At 58.6% G+C, this 24,722-nt stretch carries 26 protein-coding genes; 20 read left to right on the forward strand and 6 right to left on the reverse strand.

What is annotated here, in order from left to right; genetic code table 11:
- Positions 1 to 74: 74 nt before the first annotated feature.
- From E4P00_RS25250 to E4P00_RS25280, 7 genes are all read left to right on the forward strand, one after another.
- Positions 75 to 245: a YhfG family protein gene (locus E4P00_RS25250; protein ID WP_003187692.1), complete on the forward strand. Its 171-nt coding sequence runs from the start codon at positions 75 to 77 to the stop codon at positions 243 to 245.
- Positions 245 to 844 carry a Fic family protein gene (locus E4P00_RS25255; RefSeq protein ID WP_216090597.1) on the forward strand — a complete coding sequence of 200 codons (600 nt, stop codon included), beginning with the start codon at positions 245 to 247 and terminating at the stop codon, positions 842 to 844. Before E4P00_RS25250 ends, E4P00_RS25255 begins: the two co-directional genes overlap by 1 nt.
- A gap of 122 nt (positions 845 to 966) precedes the next feature.
- The gene (locus E4P00_RS25260) at positions 967 to 1,242 is read left to right on the forward strand and encodes a hypothetical protein (protein ID WP_032878404.1); all 276 of its coding nucleotides are present in this window, start codon (positions 967 to 969) and stop codon (positions 1,240 to 1,242) included.
- A gap of 276 nt (positions 1,243 to 1,518) precedes the next feature.
- A complete protein-coding gene (locus tag E4P00_RS25265) occupies positions 1,519 to 2,001 on the forward strand; it encodes a hypothetical protein (RefSeq protein ID WP_078820039.1) in 483 nt (160 codons plus the stop codon).
- A 4-nt stretch (positions 2,002 to 2,005) separates the two neighbouring features.
- Positions 2,006 to 2,650, forward strand: coding sequence for a DUF1493 family protein (locus E4P00_RS25270; RefSeq protein WP_078820038.1), 645 nt, complete (start codon positions 2,006 to 2,008; stop codon positions 2,648 to 2,650).
- A gap of 269 nt (positions 2,651 to 2,919) precedes the next feature.
- Positions 2,920 to 3,276, forward strand: coding sequence for a DUF1493 family protein (locus E4P00_RS25275; RefSeq protein ID WP_248133278.1), 357 nt, complete (start codon positions 2,920 to 2,922; stop codon positions 3,274 to 3,276).
- A gap of 160 nt (positions 3,277 to 3,436) precedes the next feature.
- Positions 3,437 to 4,300, forward strand: a complete 864-nt coding sequence (locus E4P00_RS25280) for a DMT family transporter (protein WP_248133279.1) — start codon at positions 3,437 to 3,439, stop codon at positions 4,298 to 4,300.
- A 57-nt stretch (positions 4,301 to 4,357) separates the two neighbouring features.
- Here E4P00_RS25280 and E4P00_RS25285 read toward each other — a convergent pair whose 3' ends face one another.
- On the reverse strand, positions 4,358 to 5,899 hold the full coding sequence (locus E4P00_RS25285) for a phosphoenolpyruvate carboxykinase (RefSeq protein ID WP_005783824.1): 1,542 nt from the start codon (positions 5,897 to 5,899) through the stop codon (positions 4,358 to 4,360).
- Positions 5,900 to 6,078: 179 nt separating this feature from the next.
- On the reverse strand, positions 6,079 to 6,981 hold the full coding sequence (gene hslO / locus E4P00_RS25290; RefSeq protein WP_005783822.1) for an Hsp33 family molecular chaperone HslO: 903 nt from the start codon (positions 6,979 to 6,981) through the stop codon (positions 6,079 to 6,081).
- A gap of 124 nt (positions 6,982 to 7,105) precedes the next feature.
- Here hslO and E4P00_RS25295 point away from each other — a divergent pair, with 124 nt between their 5' ends.
- A complete protein-coding gene (locus tag E4P00_RS25295; RefSeq protein ID WP_248133280.1) occupies positions 7,106 to 7,909 on the forward strand; it encodes a phosphatase PAP2 family protein in 804 nt (267 codons plus the stop codon).
- Between the two features lie 135 nt (positions 7,910 to 8,044).
- Here E4P00_RS25295 and E4P00_RS25300 read toward each other — a convergent pair whose 3' ends face one another.
- Positions 8,045 to 8,452, reverse strand: a complete 408-nt coding sequence (locus E4P00_RS25300) for a S4 domain-containing protein (RefSeq protein WP_005783819.1) — start codon at positions 8,450 to 8,452, stop codon at positions 8,045 to 8,047.
- 116 nt (positions 8,453 to 8,568) lie between these two features.
- On the opposite strand from E4P00_RS25300, the gene E4P00_RS25305 reads away from it, so the two are divergent.
- Genes E4P00_RS25305 through rimK form a run of 3 tightly spaced genes read left to right on the forward strand, consistent with a single transcriptional unit; the run spans position 8,569 to position 10,745 of the window.
- Complete coding sequence (locus E4P00_RS25305) at positions 8,569 to 9,348, forward strand: EAL domain-containing protein (protein WP_078820035.1); 780 nt, start codon at positions 8,569 to 8,571, stop codon at positions 9,346 to 9,348.
- Between the two features lie 30 nt (positions 9,349 to 9,378).
- Positions 9,379 to 9,843, forward strand: coding sequence for an ATP-dependent zinc protease (locus E4P00_RS25310; protein ID WP_169986753.1), 465 nt, complete (start codon positions 9,379 to 9,381; stop codon positions 9,841 to 9,843).
- Complete coding sequence (gene rimK, locus E4P00_RS25315; protein ID WP_003187674.1) at positions 9,840 to 10,745, forward strand: 30S ribosomal protein S6--L-glutamate ligase; 906 nt, start codon at positions 9,840 to 9,842, stop codon at positions 10,743 to 10,745. Before E4P00_RS25310 ends, rimK begins: the two co-directional genes overlap by 4 nt.
- Positions 10,746 to 10,885: 140 nt before the next feature.
- Here the strand turns inward: rimK and E4P00_RS25320 are convergent, their stop codons facing one another.
- Together E4P00_RS25320 and ompR are read right to left on the reverse strand one after the other, a co-directional pair.
- A complete protein-coding gene (locus tag E4P00_RS25320) occupies positions 10,886 to 12,199 on the reverse strand; it encodes an ATP-binding protein (protein ID WP_005783812.1) in 1,314 nt (437 codons plus the stop codon).
- 116 nt (positions 12,200 to 12,315) lie between these two features.
- Positions 12,316 to 13,056 (reverse strand): two-component system response regulator OmpR, encoded by a 741-nt coding sequence (ompR, locus tag E4P00_RS25325; protein WP_003187669.1) that lies wholly within the window; start codon positions 13,054 to 13,056, stop codon positions 12,316 to 12,318.
- 357 nt (positions 13,057 to 13,413) lie between these two features.
- On the opposite strand from ompR, the gene E4P00_RS25330 reads away from it, so the two are divergent.
- The 9 genes from E4P00_RS25330 (at position 13,414) to E4P00_RS25370 (ending at position 23,565) form a co-directional block, all read left to right on the forward strand.
- On the forward strand, positions 13,414 to 15,738 hold the full coding sequence (locus tag E4P00_RS25330) for a Tex family protein (protein ID WP_032878409.1): 2,325 nt from the start codon (positions 13,414 to 13,416) through the stop codon (positions 15,736 to 15,738).
- Positions 15,738 to 16,121 carry a PaaI family thioesterase gene (locus E4P00_RS25335; protein ID WP_050549370.1) on the forward strand — a complete coding sequence of 128 codons (384 nt, stop codon included), beginning with the start codon at positions 15,738 to 15,740 and terminating at the stop codon, positions 16,119 to 16,121. Before E4P00_RS25330 ends, E4P00_RS25335 begins: the two co-directional genes overlap by 1 nt.
- A gap of 214 nt (positions 16,122 to 16,335) precedes the next feature.
- Positions 16,336 to 17,919 carry a glutamate--cysteine ligase gene (gene gshA, locus E4P00_RS25340; protein ID WP_078820033.1) on the forward strand — a complete coding sequence of 528 codons (1,584 nt, stop codon included), beginning with the start codon at positions 16,336 to 16,338 and terminating at the stop codon, positions 17,917 to 17,919.
- A gap of 190 nt (positions 17,920 to 18,109) precedes the next feature.
- Positions 18,110 to 19,087: a taurine ABC transporter substrate-binding protein gene (tauA, locus tag E4P00_RS25345; protein ID WP_032878411.1), complete on the forward strand. Its 978-nt coding sequence runs from the start codon at positions 18,110 to 18,112 to the stop codon at positions 19,085 to 19,087.
- Positions 19,088 to 19,105: 18 nt separating this feature from the next.
- Entirely contained in the window at positions 19,106 to 19,885 is a 780-nt protein-coding gene (gene tauB, locus E4P00_RS25350; RefSeq protein WP_248133281.1) for a taurine ABC transporter ATP-binding subunit, read from the forward strand.
- Entirely contained in the window at positions 19,882 to 20,718 is an 837-nt protein-coding gene (gene tauC / locus E4P00_RS25355; protein WP_248133282.1) for a taurine ABC transporter permease TauC, read from the forward strand. Before tauB ends, tauC begins: the two co-directional genes overlap by 4 nt.
- A gap of 14 nt (positions 20,719 to 20,732) precedes the next feature.
- Positions 20,733 to 21,569 carry a taurine dioxygenase gene (gene tauD, locus E4P00_RS25360; RefSeq protein ID WP_248133283.1) on the forward strand — a complete coding sequence of 279 codons (837 nt, stop codon included), beginning with the start codon at positions 20,733 to 20,735 and terminating at the stop codon, positions 21,567 to 21,569.
- Between the two features lie 112 nt (positions 21,570 to 21,681).
- The gene (locus E4P00_RS25365; RefSeq protein WP_248133284.1) at positions 21,682 to 22,359 is read left to right on the forward strand and encodes a hypothetical protein; all 678 of its coding nucleotides are present in this window, start codon (positions 21,682 to 21,684) and stop codon (positions 22,357 to 22,359) included.
- Positions 22,360 to 22,362: 3 nt separating this feature from the next.
- The gene (locus E4P00_RS25370) at positions 22,363 to 23,565 is read left to right on the forward strand and encodes an ImmA/IrrE family metallo-endopeptidase (RefSeq protein WP_248133285.1); all 1,203 of its coding nucleotides are present in this window, start codon (positions 22,363 to 22,365) and stop codon (positions 23,563 to 23,565) included.
- A gap of 62 nt (positions 23,566 to 23,627) precedes the next feature.
- On the opposite strand, the gene mgrA is transcribed toward E4P00_RS25370, so the two are convergent.
- A complete protein-coding gene (gene mgrA, locus E4P00_RS25375; protein ID WP_005783797.1) occupies positions 23,628 to 24,665 on the reverse strand; it encodes an L-glyceraldehyde 3-phosphate reductase in 1,038 nt (345 codons plus the stop codon).
- Positions 24,666 to 24,722: the final 57 nt, after the last annotated feature.

The following is a 24,722-nucleotide window of genomic DNA, read 5'->3' on the forward strand; positions in this document are numbered from 1 at the left end:
CTTGGTTTTTATACTGCCTTCCCCCTGAAGCATTGCGCTACAATCACAGCCTTGCTACCCAGGAGTACGCTGCAATGAGCGAACTGACGTTTGAGCAAAAGCAGGATCACTATCACAAGATCCGCCGTTCCAATTACCTGGCCAGCCTGCGCCTGGAAGGGTTCGATACCCAACCGACCGATGTCGACAAGCCCCTGCCGACCCGCGAAGCCGTCCTGGCCAAATACCGCAACACCTCACGCTGATGCTCGACAAATACGGGGTGGGCCAGGACCCGTACTGCTACCCCGGTAGCAGCGTCCTGCGCAACCGCCTCGATTTGGTCGATGAACACCGCCTGCACGAGGCAGAGCGGGAGTTATCCGAGATTGCAGTAGGCAACCTTCCGCTGTTTCCGCCGCCCTACGACCTTGATCGTCTGCAACACATCCACCGCGTCCTGTTCGGTGACATCTACGATTGGGCCGGTGAACTGCGCAGCGTCAACATCCAGAAAGGTAAGACGCTGTTCTGCACCCCGGAGCGCATCCCGCCGGAAGCGGCGAAGATCAGTCGGCATATGCAGGAAGCCAATTGGTATACCGGCGCGTCCCAGGCCGATCTCGTTCACCACATCGCTGAAGCTTATGGCGATCTGAATGTCATCCATCCCTTCCGTGAAGGTAATGGACGGGCTCAGCGGATCCTCTTTGAACAGATCATCGTGAATGCGGGATTTTCGGTGAATTGGTGGCTGGTGAAACACGCGGCATGGATACCCGCGAATATTGATGCGGTGGCGTGTGACTATCGAGGACTGGAGGCGATTTTTGAGCGGTGTATCAGTAAGCCTCCCAGAGCCTGATCGAACCGCGAACGACTAAACCATATGTTTATTGCTCGAGAACAACCTCACTTCTAAGGTTCAGCTCGTCGCTGCCAAATCAGCGACCGGGTTTGGTCACCCGAAAAACAGCAGAGACAAACGTGCCAGCTCCTCTGGCGTATTTCTTTGAATCTGTATTGGAACACTGTGATGACATCCAATCCGCCGCCCACCAGCGTATCCGCGCCGCCAGCGATTTAGTGGAAACCTTCTCTTGCCTGACCTTCGAACACGCCGACCTCAAAGACATTTCTCACATCATCAATGCGCTGTACCTGCTCGTTCAGGACGGCTGTGATTTGCTCGAAGCTACTCAACACGTGCAAATGCGACCAGCGGCCGACCAACCAACACAAAGCGATCCGCTACACAGCTAAACGTGTGGGAGCTGGCTTGCCTGCGATGGCGGCGTATCGGGCTATATTTTTTAAACCTGACGCACCGCCATCGCGGGCAAGCCCGGCTCCCACTTTTTGCCAGTTCAGCCTGCCAAATCGGTATCAAGCCGTAAACCCAGGAAACCACTGTAAGAAACCACCAAATGGCGCGACGTCCGCTTCCCAAACTGCTTCAAACAATCGCTCGCCCTCTACGGAAATACCTTTCGCCTGAGCGAAACTAGCGCCCTCTCCAAGCTCTGTCGGCATAAATTTGTGAACATCGAAAGGACTCAATATGTCGGTCACTATGGCATCACTTTCACGGTGATTCGCCTTACGATTTTACCAACCCACCGACACGTGCTGGCAAAGCTGTGTTTATTAGAAGCTGGCTCCAGCGCAAACGAGGTGCGTCATCGACTAGTCGATCTCTACGAAAAAATGCTTGCCCGTGATTTGCCTTGCAAGATGACTGTTGCTATCTCCAAACCGCTGACCCGGCAACGAGCTGACTTGCTCAACGTTCGCGGGGAAATCGTTGCAGGACTCATCGGCGGCGCAGTATCAGCTCCAATGAGCCTGGTATCGCCTCCAATTGGGCTCGCTGCCGGAGCAGCTGTTAGCCTGACGATTAAAGGCATTATTCGCAGCTATCACGCCGGTGACGTTGTTATCGGCGTCGACGCACAGGTCAACGGCGGAATTGGTCCTCAGCGATCATTGTCGGCAATGGTTCGGCAGTTCCAAGGTGGCTAGTGCGGTGAATGAACACATGCAGTGGATCAATCTGCTTCTCTTCCTAGTACTGGCCGCCGTTATTGATAAGACAATAAAGTTGCCCGTACTCAGAAAATGGCTTGGGCTCTGTCTATTGATAACAGGCCCAACAGTTCTGTTGTATGCCACTTCTTGGACCATAGGGGCACAGCTTGAAAGCCTGCCGATAGTCGCCTTCGTGACAGGCATCGGGTTGCTGAGCACCCCGAATATCTATCGCAGAGTAAAAACCACTCACCCTTTGTTGATTGCCCCAATCTTGAACCTTGCGCCTGACTTCCCTGACGACCCGATCATGCTTCACCTTCTGCAAGTCCTGCACGAAGGTATCGGCCTGCCCAAGCACAAGGCGATCACCCTCGACACATCGGTCAATCATGATCTTGGCTGTAGCAGTACCGAAGCCAAGCAATTAATGAGGGTACTGAAGCAAGAATTTGGCCTGAGATCAGGCGACTACAAAAACAGCCGCTACTTCAAACACCGCAGCCTTGACGCACATTTGCGATATGTAGAAAGAGGCAGTGAGGAAAAGCTCCCACTTACCATCGACATGCTCTATCAGGCTGTCAAAGCCAAGCACTGGGATACCCAGACACTCGAAGCGAAGAGGTGCCATGAGCCATGAACCTCTACCTGCAATTAGTGTGCTTTATCGGGCTATACCTTTTGCTGCACTACCAAATAACCGACTGCTCATTAAGAAAGCGTTTCGCCGTTACCTTCATCATAACGGGACTGGTTCTATTGTTCTGGCTGCCCTACGTCGCCATCATTCTGAACATTCAACTCCTTCCCCTGGCACTGTTCTTGATAGGCTTGGCTCTCTTTATCACTCGAAACAAATACCGCCTGAAGCGTAACAGGCCCCCTCACCCACTCCTACGTGCCCCCACCATGAACCTGGCCCCCCACTTCCCCGAAGACCCCGTCATGCAGCAGCTCCTGCAATTGCTGCATGAAGAAATCGGTCTGCCGCAACACAAGACCATTCGCCTGCAAACCTCGCTCAACTTCGACCTTGCTTGCGATGGCGTTGAGGCCAAGCAATTCATGGAGGCACTGGAACAGGATTTTGGGGTCGACCTAAGCGACTACGACGCTTATCGTTACTTTCAGCCGCCGGTGTTCGACGTGTTCTTGAAGCGTCGCGCCAAGGGCCGCGGGGACAAAATACCGCTGACCATCGGTATGCTCTACCTGGCGATCAAGACCCACAGGTGGGACACGCAGACCTTGGAAAACCTGAGCTGATCCCAAGAGCACTGAGATCCAAATGTGGGAGGGGGCTTGCCCCCGATTGCGGTGGGTCAGCTATAGATAAGCTGACTGATTCACCGCCATCGGGAGCAAGCCCCCTCCCACATTGGTTCTGCGTTAATCTGGCGAGCGGTATGCATAACAAGGACCTTACATGGACGTACTAATGGGCCTGCTGGCCGCCCTGCTCTGGGGTGGCACGGACTTTCTCGTGGGCCTCAATGCCCGCGCCGTTGGCGTTAAACGCGCGGTGTATTTCGGCCAAGCCCTCGGCTTTCTGATCATGACTCTGCTGCTGGTCATTTTCCCGGCCTTCCTGTTCAAATCCCTTGATGCGCCGTTGAGCGTCTGGCTCCTGGGCATCGCAGCGGCCCTGCTGACCGTCTCTGGCGCCCTCGCACTGTCCAAGGCATTCGCCTTGGGCAAAGCCGCCATCGTCGCGCCATTGGTCACGTCCTATGGCGTGGTGACCACCCTGCTGTCCTGGGCCAGCGGTGAGCACATCAGCCTGATACAACTGGGCTGCATCGCCCTGTGCGTGATCGGCGTGATCCTGTCCAGCATCCACAAGGACAACGGCACGCCCCACAACAACCCGCGCCTGTCCATCGCCTACGCCATGCTCGCAGCAACGCTGTACGGCACCAGTTTCTGGCTGCAAGGTCGCTACACCCTGCCGGCACTGGGGCCGATCACCATGTTGTGGTTGGGGTACCTGGTGGGCCTGTGCGTGCTGGTGGTGATGGTGCTGAAGATCAAGGACGGCCTGAAGATCCCACCGCTGAAAAATTGCGCGACGTTGACCGGTGCGAGCCTGATGAACCTCGGCGGGTTCTCGGCGTTTTCGTGGGGTGCGATGGCAGGGTCGGTATCGGTGGTGACGGTGATCAGTACGCTATCGGGCGGTATTGCGGCGATCCTGGGGTTTGTGTTTTTCAAGGAGCGCTTGTCGGCGGTACAGGTGCTCGGGGTTGTGCTGGTGCTGGTCGGCGCGGTGCTGCTGCACATCGCCCACTAACCCTGCGCGCACAAAAAAGCCGCCTGCAAAAGGCGGCTTTTTCACAACAGCTGAGTCTTACAACTTAGGACCCGCAGCCTTGATCGCATCGCTCACTTCAAACTTCTTGAAGTTCTCGATAAACAGACCAGCCAGCGCCTTCGCGGCTTCGTCGTAGGCAGCTTTGTCAGCCCAGGTGTTACGTGGGTTCAACAGGCCGGTTTCAACGCCCGGTACGGCCAATGGCACGTCGAGGTTGATGGTGTCCAGGTGTTCAGTTTGCGCACCGATCAACGCGCCGCTCTGGATCGCTGCAATCACGCCGCGAGTAGTCGGGATGTTGAAGCGCTTGCCAACGCCGTAGCCGCCACCGGTCCAGCCGGTGTTGACCAGGTAGACCTTGGAGCCGAAACCACGGATGCGCTTGATCAGAAGCTCTGCGTATTCGCCAGCCGGGCGTGGGAAGAACGGCGCGCCGAAGCAGGTGGAGAAAGTCGACTTGATGCCGCTGCCCGAACCCATTTCAGTCGAACCCACCAACGCGGTGTAGCCGGACAGGAAGTGGTAGGCCGCTTGTTCTTCGCTGAGGATCGACACTGGCGGCAGTACGCCGGTCAGGTCGCAGGTCAGGAAGATCACTGCGTTTGGCTCGCCGCCCAGGTTCTTCTCGGAACGCTTGGCAACGTGCTCCAGCGGGTAGGCGGCACGGCTGTTCTGGGTCAGGCTGACATCAGCGTAGTCGGCGTGCTTGGCCTCGTCGATCACGACGTTTTCCAGCACGGCGCCGTGCTTGATGGCTTTCCAGATAACCGGCTCGTTCTTCTCCGACAGGTCGATGCACTTGGCATAGCAACCGCCTTCGATGTTGAACACTACGCCTTCGCCCCAGCCGTGTTCGTCGTCACCGATCAGGTAACGGCTTTCGTCGGCCGACAGGGTGGTCTTGCCGGTGCCGGACAGGCCGAAGAACAGGGTCACGTCGCCTGCTTCGCCAATGTTGGCGGCGCAGTGCATCGGCAGTACGTCGGCGGCCGGCAGCAGGAAGTTCTGCACCGAGAACATGGCTTTTTTCATTTCACCGGCGTAACGCATACCGGCGATCAGCACTTTTTTCTGCGCGAAGTTGAGGATCACGCAACCGTCGGAGTTGGTGCCGTCACGCTCTGGCACGCACTCGAAGTTAGCCACGTTGAGCACTTGCCACTCTTCACGACCGGCCGGGTTGTACTGGGCCGGGTTGATGAACAGGCAACGACCGAACAGGTTCTGCCAGGCAGTCTGGGTGGTCATTTTCACGGCCAGGTAGTGGTCTTCTGCGGCCCCTACGTGAACATGGGAAACGAAATGCTCTTGCGCGTTGTTGAACGCCTCGACGCGAGCCCACAGGGCATCGAACTTGTCGGCCGGGAACTTGCGGTTGATCGGGCCCCAGGCAATGGCGTCCTGGGTGGAAGGCTCTTCAACGATAAAACGGTCGACCGGCGAACGACCGGTGCGGTGACCGGTTTCGACAACCAGCGCACCAGTATCGGCAAGCACGCCTTCACCGCGCTGCAGGGCTTCTTTGACCAGATCGTCAACACTCAGATCGGTGTATACGGCGTTATTGGCTTGCGTCATGAGGTTCCCCGTCGGCCTATGGCCGAGTGCTCCAAACGTTTTGTAGTAGAAAGTTGCGCACTACTACCGCGAAAAAAGTGGGCCGGATTATGCCAGAAAAGCCCAAAAAGAGTAGGGCCCTCCCGTCAGAACACCTCTAATCCGGCGTTTGTCAGGTGATTTACCTGTGCTTAAACGTTTTAGTGGCGGGTGTCGGAAGGGGTGTCGATGCCCGCTCCGGCGAACAATTGGGCTACATCAGCGGCATCGAACAGGTAGCGCTGGTTGCAGAACTGGCAATCAATCTCGATATGGCCGCCGTGTTCCACCACCAGATTTTGCGCATCTTCCAGGCCCAGGCTGACCAAGGCGTTGCCTGAACGCTCGCGCGAACAGCTGCAATGAAAGTGCAAGGCTTGCGAGTCAAACAACCGCACAGCCTCTTCATGGTAAAGGCGGTGCAGGATGGTTTCGTTGTCCAGGCCCAGCAGTTCTTCGGCCTTCAACGTATCAGCCAAGGCGATGATATGCCGCCAGCTTTCGGCACGATCATCCTCATCCTTGATGCGGTCGGCCGGCAATTGTTGCACCAGCAAACCACGGGCACGTTTGCCGTCGGCGTTAAGCCAGAACTTGGTGCCCACCTGCTGGGACATTACGAAGTAGTTGGTGAAGCACTCCGACAGGGTTTGGCCATCGAGGTCGACAATGCCCTGGTAGCGTTGGCCTTCGGTCGGGTCGACGGTGAGTGCCAGGACGCCATTGGGCATCAGGTCGGCCAGGGTGGCGTCCGCGGCGATCTGGTCGGCTTCATAACGGGCCAGGCCACGGATTTCGCGCTCGCTGGAGCACTCGATCATCAACATGGGCACCGGCCCTTCGGAACGGGCCTGCAAGATCAGCAACCCGTCGAACTTCATGGTGCCAACCAGCAGCGCCGCGGCGGCCATCAGCTCGCCGAGCAATTGCGCGACCGGCTCCGGATAGGCGTGCTTGGCAAGGACTTCGGCATAGCTGAGCTCCAACGACACCATCTCGCCGCGGGCATCGCTCTCATCGAAGATGAAGCGTTGGGTGAAGTCGGTATCCGGTAGATCAGTCATAGGTCTGGGTATCTGAAGTGATGACAAAATGATTACAAGGTTTATAAAATTAAACGCTTTAGCACCATCTTGGTGCGACTTCTCCTGAATTCAAGGAGCTGAATAGAGCGATGAGGGACAGTTTATGAACAATCCGGGTTTGTTCCAAGCCAACTGGAACCTCCGGCGATGGGCTCTTTGCAATCTACTCGCTATCGGACTGCTGTGTTTTTGGCTGTGGCCCACGGGCCAGATGCTGTGTGTGATTTTCGACGAGTGGCTGTTTCATCTGCTCAATGGCCCGCTAGCCACCAATTCGACCTGGCTGCATGTGTGGGCCGTGGCCAGCCTGCGGCCGTTTGATGCAGTGGTCGGCGTTATTTTGCTGACGCTGCTGATCCGCGGCGACTGGGTGTTCAAGGCCGTGCAGGTGCGCCAGGCGTTTTTTGGTTTTCTCGGCATTCTGCTGCTGTTGCTGTTTATTCGCATGTTGTTCTCCAAACTCGCGGCGCATATGGGCTGGCAGCACAGCAGCCCATCCATGGTGATCAGCGGCGCGATTCAGATGAGTGATTTTTTCCCGGGACTGGAGAAAACCTGGGAGTTGAAGGACCGTTCCAGCCAGAGCTTCCCGGGCGACCATGCCTCGGTGCTGTTGATCTGGGGGATGTTCATGACCGTATTTGCCAAGCGCATCGGCCAGGTGCTGGTGATCTGGGGCCTGGCGCTGCTGTTCATGATGCCGCGCCTGGTTGCGGGCGCGCACTGGGGTCAGGACGATTACATAGGTGGCGTATTGCTGGCGCTGTTGGCGCTGGGGTGGGGGTATTACACGCCGTTTGGGGCGAAGGTGTCGGGGTTCCTGTTGCGGGTAACCGCGCCGGTGTTCGGGTTGCTTGGAAAACTGCCGGTGATCGGGCGATTGAGCGTCATACGCACCGCTCCTTAAATGCGCGGGTTAAATGTGGGAGGGGGCTTGCTCCCGATTTGCAGTGGCTCAGTCACAAGTGTAATGGCTGACACTCTGCTATCGGCAGCAAGCCACCTCCCACATTTTGATCTGCTGCCGGCAGGAGATTCGTAATCAATCGTCGTTGCCGCTGCCGCGGAACTTGAATAGATCGCGGCGCTGCTTCTTGCTTGGCTTGCCATCGGTGGTCATTCCAGTCGCTCCAGCCTTGCGCATGGCCGCTGCATTTTCGCGCTTGGCGATACTCGCTTCGGTCTCGGTGTACAGCGCCTGCGCTTCGGGTGCCCCACGGCGCACGACAGACAGCGCCTGCACCACGACGGTCTTTTCATCAAACCCTGTACGAATCTGAAACTCATCGCCGATACGTGGCTCCTTGCCCGGCTTGCAGCGCTCGCCGCGATGATGAACCTTCCCGCTTTCGATTGCGGCCTTGGCCAGGGCACGGGTTTTGTAGAACCGCGCGGCCCACAACCACTTGTCCAGTCGGACCTTTTCTTCCTCTTCCTGTTTTTGACCCACTTGAATTCCTCACTCTGAAAAATGTCGCAACCTTACCGTTGAAACCCTTCGACGCATAAACCCCAAGGCTCACCTAAGATACGCCAGGTAGCACCCTGTTTTCGCGAGGATACGCTGTGACCGACTTCCCCCTTTCACTCACCTCGCCCAACCAGCGGTGCGTGGGTTGCCAGCAAAGCGAGCCTCTGGGGTTCGACTTTGCGTTCGCCTACCAGCCTATCGTAGACCTGCGTGACCACTCGATATTCGCCAACGAAGCCTTGGTGCGCGGTACCCAGGGAGAAGGCGCGCTCTCGGTGCTGGCCCAGGTCAACGAAACCAATCGCTACCGCTTCGATCAGCGCTGCCGAACCAAGGCCATTGCCGGTGCCGCAGCGCTGGGCATGCAGACTCACCTTTCCATCAATTTCATGCCCAATGCCGTATACCGTCCGGAACTGTGTATTCGCAGTACCCTGGAGGCCGCCCGGGCGCACAATTTCCCGCTGGACCGGCTGATTTTCGAGACACTGGAAAGCGAGCATGTAGATAACTATCGCCATTTGACGAATATTCTGCGTGAATATCGCGAATTCGGCTTCAAGACCGCCATCGACGACTTCGGTGCGGGCTATTCGGGGCTGAACCTGCTGGCCGATTTCCAACCCGACCTGATCAAACTCGACATGGCGTTGATTCGCGATGTCGATCAAGACCGTGTCCGTCAGGTGATCGTCCGGGGGATTGTCACAATCTGTGAGCAGTTGGGAGTTACTGTCATCGCCGAAGGCATCGAAAGTGCTGGCGAGCGGGATTTCCTCTCCGACTGTGGAATATTTCTGATGCAGGGTTTTTGGTTCGCCAAACCTGCATTCAATGCCCTGGCCAAGGTTTCTCCTCAAGCCTGGGCAAATTGACCGGTACCCATATTGAAGACATTTGACCATTTGACCGTTGTGGGTCTGCGTGAATGGGTGGCACTTCCCGACCTGGGAGTGGCGGGCCTGCGCGCGAAGATCGACACCGGTGCCAGCACCTCAAGCCTGCATGCCACCGATATCGAGCCGTTTGAGCGCGACGGTGAAAAGTGGGTGCGCTTTACCGCGCACCTGGGCAGCGTGGTGCAACTGCGTCACCGTCGCTGCGAAGCGCCCCTGGTGACGATGAAAACCATCAAGAGCTCCAACGGCCATGCGCAGGTGCGCTACGTGATCAGCACCACCCTGGCGCTGGGTGACCGGGTATGGCGGGTGGAATTCACCCTCGCCTGTCGCAAAGCCATGCGTTATCGCCTGTTACTGGGCTCCAAGGCGTTGATTGACGGCCAGTTGGTCGTCAATCCAGGCGTCAAGTACGTTCAAGACAAGCCGGTGTTCCCGGTCTCCACTATTTCTGCCCCAGGTGCTGCATGAAGATTGCTGTGCTGTCGCGAAACCCGCGTCTGTATTCCACCCGCCGCCTGGTCGAGGCCGGCACTGAACGTGGCCATGAAATGGTGGTGATCGACACGTTGCGTGCCTACATGAACATTGCCAGCCACAAGCCGCAGATCCACTACCGGGGCAAACCCCTGGAAGGCTTTGATGCGGTGATCCCGCGTATCGGCGCTTCGGTGACGTTTTATGGCTGCGCGGTGTTGCGTCAGTTTGAAATGATGGGGGTGTTTCCTCTCAACGAGTCCGTGGCCATTGCCCGCTCGCGGGACAAACTGCGTTCGCTGCAGTTGCTGTCACGCCGGGGTATCGGCTTGCCGGTCACCGGCTTTGCCCACTCCCCGGATGACATCCCTGACCTGATCGAGATGGTCAATGGTGCACCGCTGGTGATCAAGGTACTGGAAGGCACCCAAGGCATCGGTGTGGTGCTGTGTGAAACGGCGACGGCAGCTGAATCGGTGATCGAGGCGTTCATGGGCCTCAAGCAGAACATCATGGTGCAGGAGTACATCAAGGAAGCCGGCGGCGCGGATATTCGCTGCTTCGTGGTGGGCGACAAAGTGATCGCGGCGATGAAGCGCCAGGCCAAGCCCGGTGAGTTCCGCTCAAATCTGCACCGTGGCGGCAGCGCCAGCCTGATCAAGATCACACCGGAAGAACGCATGACCGCACTGCGGGCAGCCAAGGTGATGGGCTTGAGCGTGGCAGGCGTGGATATCCTGCGCTCCAATCATGGGCCGCTGGTGATGGAAGTGAACTCATCGCCGGGCCTGGAAGGGATCGAGACCACCACCGGCAAGGACGTGGCGGGGATCATCATTCAGCACTTGGAGAAGAATGGTGGGCCGAATATGACTCGGACCAAGGGCAAAGGCTAAAAGCCTATTTTAATCCCGACATGAAACCAATGTGGGAGGGGGCTTGCTCCCGATAGCGGTGTCACAGTCACTGAACTTCTTGACTGAAAGACCGCCATCGGGAGCAAGCCCCCTCCCACATTTTTGATATTTGTTGTTTGTCAGACCGCATCTCTAGGCAGCATCAGCCCAAGCGGCAAGCGCACCCGCGCCTCCAACCCGCCTTCTTCCCGGTTACGCAACTCGACATTGCCGCCATGCATCGAGGCGATTCGTCGCACGATCGCCAACCCCAACCCGGTGCCCTTGCCACCTCGGGCTCGGTCGCCACGGGTGAACGGGTTGAAGATACCCTCAAGCTCGGCAGGGTCGATCCCCGTGCCACGGTCCATCACGCTCAGCACCACGTAAGGCGCGGCACTGTCACCGGAGACATACGCCGCCACCTCCACATCGGAACCGGCATGATGCAAGGCGTTGCCGATCAGGTTGTTCAGCAGGCGCTTCATCGAGACCCGGCGCAATGCAAACGGCTGGATCGGCTCCAGGCGCATGCGCACCTGCTCACCGTTCTGGTTATAGGGCGCAACCACCTCACGCACGAGGTCCGTGAGGTCCACCTCCTCAACCACTTCATCACGCCCGTCGCGGATGAAGGCCAGGAACTGGTCCAGGATAGCGTCCATGTCCTCGATATCGCGCACCATGTCATCGGTGAGGTCGGTATGGTCCCCCATCAGCTCCAGGGACAGGCGTAATCGCGTCAACGGTGTGCGCAAGTCATGGGACACGCCTGCCAGCATCAGCTCGCGCTCGCGCCCGGCCTGCTCGACGTCTTCCGCCATCTGGTTGAACGCGCCGTACACCTCGGTCATCTCACTGGGCGTGTCGCTGACCGGCAGGCGCACACTGCGCCCCTGGCCCAATTGGCGAGCGGCAAATACCAGGCGCTTGAGTGGTTGGTTGAGCTGACGGACGAAGATCCACGCGGAGGCCGTTGAAAGCAAGCCGATGGCCAGGAACCAGCCCAGCACGTTCCAGATTTTCTGCCCGCGCAGCGGGTGCGGATAAAGCGGCACCTTGATCCAGGCATCGCCCAGGCTAGGTGCCCGCACCCATAACGCCGGTGAAACATGCATGCGCAGCCTCACCTCGGTGTCGGCGCCCAGTTCGGCCTGCATCTGGCGCTGATAGATCTCGCTGTAAGGCCAATGCTGCTCGCCTTCAGGCACGCCGGCCCCATCAACCCGAGTCAAGGTCGACGCCTTGGCCACCTTTTCTCGGTTCTCAGGGTCTACGGCCCAATAGCCCCGCAACGTCAGGGCCACACCGTGGCTGTACTGCCGATCCACCAGCACGTCTTCGTTCATCAACAGATAAACCAGCGTGAGCGCCTTGGAAAACAGAACGACAATAAGCACCAGCCAAAGGGTGCGAGAGAAGAAACTTTGTGGGAACCACAGCGGGGTTTTCATAGATGAAAGCTGCACACCTTGCAGGAACGAGCGGTGCTCGCAGAATTGCAGACGCCGGGCATCCCGTCGACTCTTATGGAGTCAAACGCCGGATACCCGCCCCTGCAAATCATCGGTCACTTGGTTGCGGTGCCATCCGGCACAAACACATAACCCACGCCCCACACCGTCTGGATATACCGCGGCTTGGAGGGGTCCGGCTCAATCATCCGGCGCAGTCGGGAAATCTGCACGTCGATGGAGCGCTCCAGGGCGTCCCATTCACGGCCACGGGCCAGGTTCATCAGCTTGTCACGGGTCAGCGGCTGACGGGCGTTCATCACCAGAGCCTTGAGCACCGCAAATTCGCCGGTGGTAAGCATGTGCACTTCTTCGCCACGCTTGAGCTCACGGGTGGCCAACGACAGTTCGTAGTCGCCAAAGGTGACGCTTTCGTCTTCGCTGCCCGGTGCGCCCGGCACGGCCGGTGCCTGGCGACGCAATACGGCCTTGACCCGCGCCATCAGCTCATCAGGGTTGAACGGCTTGGCCAGGTAGTCATCAGCGCCCAGTTCAAGGCCCTTGATGCGGCTCAACTCATCGCCCTTGGCGGTGAGCATGATGATTGGAATCTGGTTGTTGGCACCACGCAGGCGCTTGCAGGCGGTAAGGCCGTCTTCGCCGGGCAGCATCAGATCGAGCACGACCAGGTTGAACACTTCACGCCCCAACAGGCGGTCCATTTGCTCGGTGTTCGGCACCGCGCGGGCACGGTAGCCCTTGGAGTTGAAAAAACGCTCCAGCAGGCTGCTCAGCCCCGGATCGTCATCAACGATGAGAATTTTTTCGCCTTCAGCAGTTTGTGCGGTGCTGCTCATTGGATGCTCCTCTTATCTCGGCGCGCATTATGGCGTAGCTGCCGTTATACGCACCGTGTGCATTGTTAGCAGATTTTTCATCTACTGCCAGCGAACCCACGCCCTACAACCTCCGGCGCAGTACCCCCCAATAGCAGAACGCTGGTTATAATGCGGCGCCTCCGTGCAGGGCAACGTCAGATCGTTACCGTTTGCTGCCGGGCTTTTTTTACCCGCTTGTCGTGAATTTTTCGATTTCGAGGGTCAATAGGCAGCCTCTTGACCCAGGCAGCGGCGCCAGTCGGGCCGCTCAACCAGCCTCGCCGGGCCTTGTTCTTACGGGCCGGCGCGCTGATTTTAAGAATTTCAGGTGGTTTTATGGACAGCATCAACAGCCGCATCGCCGAGGAACTCGGTGTACGCCCACAACAGGTCGAAGCGGCCGTCGCTCTACTGGATGAAGGCTCCACGGTGCCTTTCATCGCCCGTTACCGAAAAGAAGTGACCGGCAGCCTCGACGACACTCAACTGCGTCACCTGGAAGAGCGCCTGCGCTACCTGCGAGAACTCGACGAACGGCGTATCAGCATCCTCGCCAGCATTGAGGAACAGGGCAAGTTGACCCCTCAACTGGAGCGCGACATCAAACTCGCGGACACCAAGACCCGCCTCGAAGACCTTTACCTGCCATACAAACAGAAACGTCGTACAAAGGGCCAGATCGCTCTGGAAGCCGGCCTGGGCGATTTGGCCGATGGCCTGTTCAACGACCCATCGTTGACGCCGGAAACCGAAGCCGCTCGCTTCATCGACGCGGAAAAAGGCGTCGCCGACGTCAAGGCTGCCCTCGAAGGCGCCAAGTACATCCTGATGGAGCGCTTCGCCGAAAACGCCAGCCTCCTGGAAAAACTGCGTACCTACTTGAAGCAGGAAGCCATCCTCAGCGCCCGCGTCATCGCCGGCAAAGAGGAGGAAGGCGCCAAATTCCGCGACTACTTCGAACACGACGAGCCGCTCAAAAGCATGCCGTCCCACCGCGCCCTGGCGATTTTCCGCGGCCGCAACGAAGGCATTCTCAGCTCCGCGCTGAAAGTCGGTGACGAACTGCCAGGCACCATGCACCCGTGCGAAGGCATGATCGGTCAACAATTCGGCATCCAGAACCAGAATCGCCCTGCGGATAAGTGGCTCGGTGAAGTCGTGCGCTGGACCTGGAAGGTCAAGCTCTACACCCACCTGGAAACCGACCTGCTGGGCGAGTTGCGCGACGGCGCCGAAACCGAGGCGATCAACGTGTTCGCCCACAACCTGCACGACCTGCTGCTGGCCGCACCGGCCGGCCCGCGTGCCACCCTGGGCCTCGACCCGGGCCTGCGCACCGGTTGCAAGGTCGCTGTGGTCGATGCCACCGGCAAGCTGCTGGACCACGCCACCGTGTACCCGCACGTTCCGCACAACAAGTGGGACCAGACCCTGGCGATCCTTGCCGCCCTGTGCGCCAAGCACGCGGTAGACCTGATCGCCATCGGCAACGGCACTGCCAGCCGCGAAACCGATAAGCTGGCCGCCGAGCTGATCAAAAAATACCCGGCCATGAAGATGACCAAGGTCATGGTCTCCGAGGCGGGTGCTTCGGTGTACTCGGCTTCGGAGCTGGCGTCCAAGGAGTTCCCGGACCTCGACGTGTCGATCCGTGGCGCCGTCTCCATCGCCCGTCGCCTGCAAGACCCGCTGGCCGAGTTGGTGAAGATCGACCCCAAATCCATCGGCGTCGGCCAGTACCAGCACGACGTGTCGCAGCTTAAACTGGCACGCGGCCTGGATGCGGTGGTGGAAGACTGCGTAAACGCCGTGGGCGTAGACGTGAACACCGCTTCAGTAGCGCTGCTGGCGCGAATCTCGGGCCTCAACGCGACCCTGGCGCAGAACATCGTCAGCCATCGCGACGAAAATGGTGCGTTCAAAACCCGTGCTGCGCTGAAAAAAGTCGCACGCCTGGGTGAAAAAACCTTTGAACAAGCGGCCGGCTTCCTACGCGTGATGAATGGCGATAACCCGCTCGACGCCTCGGCGGTTCACCCGGAAGCCTACCCGCTGGTGCAACGCATTGCCGCCGAGACCGACCGTGATATCCGCTCGCTGATCGGCGACGCCGCCTTCCTCAAGCGTCTGGATCCAAAGAAGTACACCGACGAAACCTTCGGTGTGCCGACCATCACCGACATCCTGCAAGAACTGGAAAAACCTGGCCGCGACCCACGTCCCGAGTTCAAGACCGCCGAGTTCCAGGACGGCGTCGAAGACCTCAAGGACCTGCAACCGGGCATGATCCTCGAAGGCGTGGTGACCAACGTGACCAACTTTGGCGCCTTCGTGGATATTGGCGTGCATCAGGACGGTTTGGTGCATATCTCCGCGCTTTCGGAGAAGTTCATCAAGGACCCGCGTGAAGCGGTCAAAGCCGGTGACGTGGTCAAGGTCAAGGTCATGGAAGTCGATATCCCGCGCAAACGCGTGGGCCTGTCGATGCGCATGAGCGATACCCCGGGCGAGAAGATCGACGGTGCTCGTGGCGCTCGCCCAGGTTCGGCACCGCGCCAGTCGCAGAACAACGCGCCGCGCAAGGACGCTACGACTGCCGCGCCGAGCAACAACGCCATGGCATCGCTGTTCGCCAATGCCAAACAGTTGAAGAAGCGTTGATGGAAATCCCGGCGGGTTTGACCCAGAGCGCGTTCAGCGAGCTGATCGGCTGCCGCCTGCAACGCCTGGATGAAGGCGTTGCCGAGGTGGCCCTGACCCTGGAGCCGCACCTGCGCAACCGTGCAGGCAAGCTCCATGGCGGGGCGATTTTCAGCCTGGTGGACATCACGATGGGCCTGGCCTGTTCCAGCGCCCATGGTTTCGACCAGCAGAGCGCCACCATCGAATGCAAGATCAATTATATTCGCGCCGTCGAAGACGGTGACGTGCTGTGCACCAGCCGGGTAATTCACGCCGGCCGGCGCACGTTGGTGGTCGAAGCCGACGTGTACCAGGGCGAAAGACTTGTCGCAAAAGCGCAGGGCACGTTCGCTGTCCTATAGCTCCCTACCCTCGATTTGAGTTAATTTCGGCGCTGCGATAACAGCGTCGGAATTTTCTCGCTGCGCTGTAGCCCAATTCATGGAGTGAAGTCGGCATTTTCAGAGCGGGTCAAATCGACTCAGAACCAGGCGATCACGCCAGTTTCCACTTCACCCTTGTAGACCGTCCTGCCCACCCCCATATTGGGGCGACTGACGCGTGAAGGAATCCAACTTGAGCGAACTTCTCAACCGCCGCCTGGCCCTGCTCGGCAAGCGCGAACACCTCTCCCTGCTAGAGCAGTGCTTGCACGGCATCGAGCGCGAATGCCTGCGCGTCACCAGCGAGGGTCGCCTGGCGCAAACGCCGCACCCTGAAGCCCTGGGCGCTGCGTTGACCAACGAACAGATCACCACTGACTATTCGGAATCGCTGCTGGAGTTCATCACCCCAGCCCTGCCCAACCCGGCCGAGACCCTGGGCAGCCTGGACAAGATCCATCGCTTTGCCTACTCCAAGCTGGGCAGCGAATACCTGTGGAGCCCCTCGATGCCGTGCCCGTTACCGGCCGAGGAAGATATTCCGATCGCCTACTACGGCACCTCCAATATCGGCCAGCTCAAGTACGTGTACCGCAAGGGCCTGGCCCTGCGCTACGGCAAGACCATGCAGTGCATTGCCGGCATCCATTACAACTTCTCGCTGCCGGAAGAGCTGTGGCCGTTGCTCAAGGAAGCCGAAGGCTTTGTCGGTACGGACCGTGACTATCAGTCCACGGCCTATATCGCGCTGATCCGTAATTTCCGTCGCTACAGCTGGCTGTTGATGTACCTCTTTGGTGCCTCGCCAGCCCTGGACGCCGGTTTCCTGCGCGGCCGCTCGCACCAGCTTGAAGTCCTGGATGCCGACACCCTGTACCTGCCCTACGCCACGAGCCTGCGCATGAGCGACCTGGGTTACCAGAGCAACGCCCAGGCTGGCCTGACGCCTTGCTACAACGACCTGGCCAGCTACACCGACAGCCTGCGCGAAGCAGTGGCAACGCCCTACGCGCCGTATGTTGAAGTCGGCACACACAAGGATGGTGAGTGGGTGCAGCTCAACACCAACATCCTGCAGATCGAAAACGAGTACTACTCCAATATCCGCCCCAAGCGTGTGACCTACACCGGCGAGCGGCCGATCCAGGCGCTGATGGCCCGCGGTATCCAGTACATCGAAGTACGCTGCCTGGATATCAACCCGTTCCTGCCGATGGGGATCGACTTGCCGGAGTCGCGATTCCTCGACGCATTCCTGCTGTATTGCGCGCTGAACGACAGCCCGCTGTTCGCCAACAACGAGTGCGGCAACGCCACCTCCAACTTCCTCAGCGTGGTCAAGGAAGGTCGGCGTCCGGGCCTGCAATTGCAACGTGACGGCCAGCCGGTGGACATGAAGGAATGGGCTGCGCAGTTGCTGGAGAAGATTGCACCGTTGGCCGCCTTGCTCGACGAGAGCCAGGGCATGACCGAACACAGTGAAGCGCTGGATGCCCAACTGGCCAAGGTCAAGGACCCGTCCCTGACGCCGTCGGCCCAGGTGTTGGCGGCCATGGCTGAACGCAAGGAAAGCTTTGCGCAGTTCTCTCTGCATCAAAGCGAAGTACATGCCGAATACTTCCGCAAGGAGCCTTTGGCGCCTGAGGAACAAGCGCACTTTGAAGAATTGGCCCGTGCGTCGCTGGCGCAACAGGCGGAGCTTGAGCAGAACGAGGTGGGCGATTTCGATGTGTTTGTCGGATCGTACCAGGCAAGCATCCTGGCCATCAGCAACTAGCTGGAGCTGTACTCAGTTCAAATGTGGGAGAGGGCTTGCTCCCTCCCACATTTGGTCATCACCGGTACAAACATTTGCTTCAACCTTTCTACTCATAAGCTAATTCGAAAAGGTTATTTATTTTCGAGTTCTTAGATCATTTAGTCTCCTCACACGCCGACTCTCGGCCGCCTGATTGAGGAGCTTCCCCTTGAAACTGCTGACCCCTCTGCGCTTGCTGGCCGCGTTGTCCCTGGCCGGTGCCAGTCTGTTTGCCCAGGCGGCGGACGTGACTATCGCTTACCAGACCACCGTCGACCCGGCCAAAGTCGCCCAGGCTGACGGGGCCTATGAAAAAGCTACCAACGCCAAAATCGACTGGCGCAAATTCGACAATGGCGCCGACATCATCGCCGCCATTGCCTCCGGCGACGTGCAGATCGGCTACCTCGGTTCCAGCCCGCTGACCGCCGCGGTAACCCGCAAAGTCCCAGTAGAAACCTTCCTCGTCGCCACCCAGATCGGCGGGGCCGAAGCCCTGGTGGCGCGCAACGGATCGGGGATCAACAGCCCGCAGGACCTGATCGGCAAAAAGATCGCCGTGCCCTTCGTCTCCACTGGCCACTACAGCCTGCTTGCCGCGCTGAAACACTGGAACATCGACCCGGCCAAAGTCACCATTCTCAACCTGGCGCCTCCGGCCATCATCGCCGCGTGGAAGCGCGGTGATATCGATGCCACCTACGTGTGGGACCCGGCTCTGGGCGTAGCCAAGGAAAACGGCAAGGTGTTGATCACCTCCGGCGAGCTGGCCAAGTTCGGCGCGCCAACATTCGATGCCTGGATCGTGCGCAAGGATTTTGCCGAGAAGCACCCGGACATCGTCACCGCCTTCGCCAAGGTCACCCTGGATGCCTACGCCGCCTACCGCAAAGACCCACAAGCCTGGCTCGCCGACACCGGCAACGTCGACAAGCTGGTGAAACTCTCCGGCGCCAAGGCCAGCGACATTCCCTTGCTGCTGCAAGGCAACGTCTACCCGCTGGCCGCTGACCAGGTGACCCTGCTGGGCGCGCCGACCACCAAGGCAGTCACCGACACTGCTGTGTTCCTCAAGGAACAAGGCAAGGTCGATGCCGTACTGCCCGACTACGCCCCTTACGTCAGCGCCAAGTTCATTTCTAACTGATCCAAGGAGTTCATCGCGATGGCCTTGCTACAGCTGGAGCGCATCAGCGCACAGTACCCAGGCGCCCCGGAACCGGTACTGTCCGATATTTCACTGGAGCTTGGGCCCCAGCAGCTGCTGGTTGCCCTGGGCCCGTCCGGCAGTGGCAAGACATCGCTGTTGAACCTGATTGCCGGTTTCGTCGAGCCTTCTGCCGGGCGTATCACCCTCGACGGTGTGCCGGTCAAAGGGCCCAGCGCCGAACGCGGTGTGGTGTTCCAGGACGACGCCCTGTTGCCCTGGCAGGACGTGCTGACCAACGTCGCCTTCGGCCTGGAACTGGCCGGCGTGCCCAAGGCGCAGCGCGACGTACGCGCCCGCGAAATGCTCGCGCTGGTGGACCTGGCCGGTTTCGACAGCCGGCGCATCTGGCAACTCTCCGGCGGCCAGAAGCAACGCGTCGGCCTCGCCCGCGCCCTGGCGGCCGACCCTCGCGTATTACTGATGGACGAACCCTTCGGTGCGCTGGATGCCTTCACCCGCGAACAAATGCAGGAGTTGCTGCTGCAAGTGTGGCGGCGCACGGCCAAGCCGGTGTTCCTGATTACCCATGACATTGAAGAAGCGGTGTTCCTGGCCACGGACCTGATCCTGCTGGCGCCCAACCCCGGCCAGATCGTCGAACGCCTGCAGCTGGATTTCGGCCAACGTTACGCTGCCGGTGAATCAGCCCGCGCAATCAAGTCCGACCCGCGCTTTATCGAAACCCGCGAACACGTGCTGGGCAAAGTGTTCTCCCAACGGCAGGTGTACGCATGAGCAGCTACGAACTTCCCGCCACGACCACCGAGCCTGCGACACATGCCGTGATCCCGCTGCGCCGTCGCCTGAGCACGCGCTGGATCAGCCTGTTCACCCTGGTGGCCTTGCTCGCTCTCTGGTGGGCAGTCACCGCCACCGGGTTGATCGAGCCCCTCTTCCTGCCACCACCGTCGGCCGTGCTGCAAAAAGGCTGGCTGCTGGCGACTACCGGTTATATGGACTCCACCTTGTGGCAGCACCTGGGCGCGAGCCTCAGCCGCATCGGCCTGGGCCTGGGCTTTGCGGTGTTGACCGCTGTGCCGGTGGGGATCGCTATCGGTGCCAACCGTATCGCCCGTGGCATTCTCGATCCGCTGATCGAGTTCTACCGGCCGATCCCACCCCTGGCCTACCTGCCGTTGATCGTGATCTGGTGCGGCATTGGCGAGCTGTCCAAGGTGCTGTTGATCTACCTGGCGATCTTCGCCCCGATTGCCATCGCCACCGCCACGGGCGTGCGCACCGTCGACCCGGCCAAATTGCGCGCTGCGCAGTCGCTGGGCGCCACCCGTGCGCAACTGATTCGCCATGTGATCCTGCCCAGCGCCCTGCCCGATATCCTCACCGGTGTGCGTATCGGCCTGGGTGTGGGCTGGTCGACCCTGGTCGCCGCCGAGTTGATTGCCGCCACCAGCGGCCTGGGTTTCATGGTGCAGTCGGCGGCGCAGTTTCTGGTCACCGATGTGGTGCTGCTGGGGATCCTGGTGATCGCCCTGATCGCCTTCGCCATGGAAATGGGCCTGCGCGCCCTGCAGCGTAAATTAGTGCCCTGGCATGGCCAGGCACACTGAGTGAAGAATCTACAATGAGCAGCCTGACCGTTACCCCATTAAGTACCGCCCTGGGCGCCCAGATCAGTGGCGTCGACATCACTCTGCCGCTGGCCCCTGAACAGCGCGACGCCATTGAACAGGCGTTGCTCGACTATTCGGTGCTGTTCTTCCGTGATCAGCCAATCACCCCGCAACAACAGGCACGGTTCGCGGCCAATTTTGGCGACCTGCACATCCACCCGATCTACCCCAACGTGCCGGAACAGCCCGAAGTGCTGATCCTCGACACCGCGGTCACCGACGTGCGTGACAACGCCGTTTGGCACACCGACGTGACCTTTCTGCCCACGCCTGCTCTGGGCGCTGTGCTCAGCGCCAAGCTGTTGCCGGCGTTTGGCGGCGATACCTTGTGGGCCAGTGGGATTGCGGCTTATGAAGCACTGTCTGAACCGCTAAAGCGCTTGCTCGATGGCCTCAGCGCCACACACGACTTCACCAAGTCGTTCCCGCTGGAGCGCTTTGGCAACACCGCCGAGGACCTGGTGCGCTGGGAGGCAACTCGCAAGAAAAACCCGCCGCTATCGCACCCAGTCGTGCGCACGCATCCGGTAAGTGGGCGTAAATCGCTGTTCGTCAGCGACGGTTTCACCACCCGAATCAATGAACTGGAAGCGGCCGAAAGCGAGGCCATTCTCAAGCTGCTGTTCGCCCACGCCACCCGCCCGGAATTCACCATCCGCTGGCGCTGGCAAGAGAATGACGTGGCGTTCTGGGATAACCGCGTGACCCAGCATTACGCCGTGGATGACTACCGGCCACAGCGGCGGGTGATGCACCGGGCTACGATTCTTGGGGATGTGCCATTTTAATGTCTCAACACCATAGAAACGATCAGTGGCTGGATAAAAAAACAGTAAGCCCCTTCCATAACGAATAAAAATGGCGTAAAAATCCGCTTACCGAATAGTGAGTGGTGATTACGTGGTCACAAAACAAGAAATCCAAGAATTCATACGCGCTCAGGTAGATAAAGATTTTTTTGAGGAGCTAGGAGTTTTACTTCCTCAAACCTTCCAAAAAGCCTTGAGAGAAACCCAAGATCTGCTGATTCATACTCCTCACGAAGATTTGCGAGGGCATTTGCGGCATTCGCTAGTCCAAGAGTCCTTGGCCGGGATGAAGCGATGGAATCCGATCATCAAGTCAACTGATCCGAAGGGGCACAATTATGTGCTGCTTGAGCTGGGCTCCCTAAGACTCACGGCAGTAGTGCTACCGTGGCAGAAAGAAATCCGCGGTGCGAAACACCGAAGCGAGCTCAAAACGCTAAATGCATCCCTTGGGGATACTCAATTGGACTGGATCGATGGGCTCACACATACCGTCGCCGAACAATTGATTCATGCGCTTGTCGTAGTTCATGCGCCCCCTCCACGCTCAGGGGATCAGTCCGAGCCACGAGCAATCATGATGGCTGTACCGTATTTCAACGGTAAGGGCTACCACATGAACTGCACTTTTGAGGATTTGCTTCAAAGCTACTCCGATAATGAGGCGGTTCAGCGGAAACCAGTTGAATTGGTGAAATTGCGAGATAAGATGCGCCGCGCTGAAGAAACCGAAGATCAAGCTGATGACGAGCAAAACGCCAAGAGGTAGACCATGAGAACGGGAGTCGCGGGCTTTCAGTCAGAGCGCCTCAAGCAGTTGCGCCTTGCGTTTGGGATGACGCAAACCACTCTCGCTGAGATGGTGGGGCGCGCCTCTGGCAACGTTTCAAAATGGGAAAATGGGCTTCAGGTCCCAGAGGTCGACGCCTTCCAGCGCTTATGCGAAGTTTTTGGGGTCAGCGAAAACTGGTTACTTGAGGAACAGGTCACAACTGGCGAGAACACTCCATTTTTCTTTCGATCACAGGTCAGTACTACGACCAGCGCACGGGAAATAGCTGAAGTACGAGTAGAGTGGCTTCAAGAGATTTCTTACAAACTGCAAGAAAGCCTTGAGTTCATTGAGGTCAATGTACCGCATTTAGAAGAGCGTAATTGCGAGCTGATTTCTGACGAAGAAATCGAACAGATGGCCAGTAAATGTCGTCAAACCTGGGGGTTAGGAATATCTCCGATCTCCAATGTTGTTCAGGTATTGGAGAGTGCGGGTATAGTCTGTGCTCGCACCACACTCGGCCACCTGAAAATGGATGGCGTTTCTAACTGGTGCGAGTTGGACCAACGCCCATATGTTTTGCTTGTCGCCGATAAGGCGAACGGGATCAGAAATCGCTTTGATGCGGCCCATGAGCTCGGGCATATCGTTCTGCATAGGTACATATCCAAAGAGCAGTACGACGCGAATTACGCACTTCTTGAAAATCAAGCTCATCGATTTGCAAGCGCCTTTTTACTGCCCCCAGAAAGTTTTCTGCGAGAAGTTCGTTGGCCGACACTGGATACGTTGTTAGCTCTGAAACCACGCTGGAAAGTCTCAGTAGCCGCAATGGTGAGGCGTTGTTTAGATCTGGAAATCATCAACGACACCACGACCACCAGACTATGGAAGGCCAGATCTGCCAGAGGATGGGTGAAGGGAGAGCCAATGGACAGCAATTTTGACTTCGAAAAGCCCCAGTTGATCGCCCGAGGAGTCAAAATGCTTGTTGAAAACAACGTGCTTTCGCGATCTCAGCTAAGGCAGGTGCTCGGGTTGCCGCTACACACACTAGAAAACCTTTGTAGCTTGGACGAAGGTTATTTCAACCTCCCGGACAAGTCGCAGGTAGTAGATATGCAGTTGAGAAAGCGATCTCCACGCGAAACTTCTTTCAACGAAACCGCAGAAATACTCGGTTTCCCGAACAAAAAGTAAAAAATCAGCAGCCATTTGCTACTTGCAAGCCCCCCCTCTACAGGAAGGGCTTGCTTTCAATGTTATTCAGCAGTGGATGGCTTTTCCCACAGATTGATCCCGCCCTCCTGCGCAAACCGATCAATCTCCGCCAGTTCTTCAGCGCTGAAGCTCAAGTTCTTCAACGCCCCGACGTTCTCGATGATCTGCTCCGGCCGGCTCGCGCCGATCAGCGCGCTGGTCACCCGTGGATCACGCAGGGTCCAGGCCAGCGCCAATTGCGCGAGGCTCTGGCCGCGACGCTGGGCGATTTCATTCAGGCCGCGTACATGGGCAATGTTGGCCTCGGACAGGTGCTGGGCCTGCAACGAACCACCACCCGGACGATTGACCCGTGCATCGGCCGGTATGCCATTGAGGTACTTGTCGGTGAGCAAACCCTGGGCCAGCGGCGTGAAGGCGATCACCCCAGCGCCAAGTTCTTCGGTGGTGTCGAGCAGGTCCTTTTCCACCCAGCGGTTGAGCAGGTTGTAAGCCGGCTGGTGAATCAACAGCGGCACTTTCCACTCTTTGAGCAAGGCTGCGATTTCGCGGGTTTTCACCCCGGAATAGGACGAGATACCGATGTACAACGCCTTGCCTTGTTGCACAGCGGTGGCGAGGGCGCTGGCGGTTTCTTCCAGGGGCGTGTCGGGGTCAAAACGGTGGGAGTAGAAAATATCCACGTAGTCGACGCCCAGGCGTTGCAGGCTTTGATCCAGGCTCGCCAGGATGTATTTGCGCGAGCCACCGCCCTGGCCGTAGGGGCCGGGCCACATGTCCCAACCGGCTTTGCTGGAGATGATCAATTCGTCGCGGTAGTGCTTGAAGTCTTCACGCAGCAACCGACCGAAGTTGATCTCGGCGCTGCCATAGGGCGGGCCGTAGTTGTTGGCCAGGTCGAAGTGGTTGATACCCAGGTCAAACGCCGTGCGCAGCAAAGCGCGCTGGGTGTCGATCGGGGTGCTGTCGCCAAAGTTGTGCCACAGCCCCAGGGACAGTGCCGGCAGCACCAATCCACTGCGGCCTACGCGGCGATAGGGAATAGATTCATAGCGGTTTTCGGCAGCAATGTACGTCATCGAACCCTCTCTGGACTGAGGGTTAAAAGGCCCGGGAATAAGGTTATTCCCAAGCCT

The sequence above is a fragment of the Pseudomonas sp. B329 genome, assembly GCF_023127835.1.
Taxonomy (GTDB): Bacteria; Pseudomonadota; Gammaproteobacteria; order Pseudomonadales; family Pseudomonadaceae; genus Aquipseudomonas; species Aquipseudomonas synxantha_A.

Excerpts from the sequence above, each read along its gene's own strand:
- E4P00_RS25295 (WP_248133280.1), top strand. The coding sequence starts at position 7,106 with ATGAACAATCCGGGTTTGTTCCAAGCCAACTGGAACCTCCGGCGATGG.
- tauD (WP_248133283.1), top strand. The coding sequence starts at position 20,733 with ATGAGCAGCCTGACCGTTACCCCATTAAGTACCGCCCTGGGCGCCCAG.
- E4P00_RS25255 (WP_216090597.1), top strand. The coding sequence starts at position 245 with ATGCTCGACAAATACGGGGTGGGCCAGGACCCGTACTGCTACCCCGGT.
- E4P00_RS25320 (WP_005783812.1), bottom strand. The coding sequence starts at position 12,199 with ATGAAAACCCCGCTGTGGTTCCCACAAAGTTTCTTCTCTCGCACCCTT.
- E4P00_RS25330 (WP_032878409.1), top strand. The coding sequence starts at position 13,414 with ATGGACAGCATCAACAGCCGCATCGCCGAGGAACTCGGTGTACGCCCA.
- tauC (WP_248133282.1), top strand. The coding sequence starts at position 19,882 with ATGAGCAGCTACGAACTTCCCGCCACGACCACCGAGCCTGCGACACAT.
- E4P00_RS25285 (WP_005783824.1), bottom strand. The coding sequence starts at position 5,899 with ATGACGCAAGCCAATAACGCCGTATACACCGATCTGAGTGTTGACGAT.
- hslO (WP_005783822.1), bottom strand. The coding sequence starts at position 6,981 with ATGACTGATCTACCGGATACCGACTTCACCCAACGCTTCATCTTCGAT.
- tauB (WP_248133281.1), top strand. The coding sequence starts at position 19,106 with ATGGCCTTGCTACAGCTGGAGCGCATCAGCGCACAGTACCCAGGCGCC.
- ompR (WP_003187669.1), bottom strand. The coding sequence starts at position 13,056 with ATGAGCAGCACCGCACAAACTGCTGAAGGCGAAAAAATTCTCATCGTT.
- E4P00_RS25280 (WP_248133279.1), top strand. The coding sequence starts at position 3,437 with ATGGACGTACTAATGGGCCTGCTGGCCGCCCTGCTCTGGGGTGGCACG.
- E4P00_RS25335 (WP_050549370.1), top strand. The coding sequence starts at position 15,738 with ATGGAAATCCCGGCGGGTTTGACCCAGAGCGCGTTCAGCGAGCTGATC.
- E4P00_RS25250 (WP_003187692.1), top strand. The coding sequence starts at position 75 with ATGAGCGAACTGACGTTTGAGCAAAAGCAGGATCACTATCACAAGATC.
- mgrA (WP_005783797.1), bottom strand. The coding sequence starts at position 24,665 with ATGACGTACATTGCTGCCGAAAACCGCTATGAATCTATTCCCTATCGC.
- E4P00_RS25275 (WP_248133278.1), top strand. The coding sequence starts at position 2,920 with ATGAACCTGGCCCCCCACTTCCCCGAAGACCCCGTCATGCAGCAGCTC.
- E4P00_RS25370 (WP_248133285.1), top strand. The coding sequence starts at position 22,363 with ATGAGAACGGGAGTCGCGGGCTTTCAGTCAGAGCGCCTCAAGCAGTTG.
- rimK (WP_003187674.1), top strand. The coding sequence starts at position 9,840 with ATGAAGATTGCTGTGCTGTCGCGAAACCCGCGTCTGTATTCCACCCGC.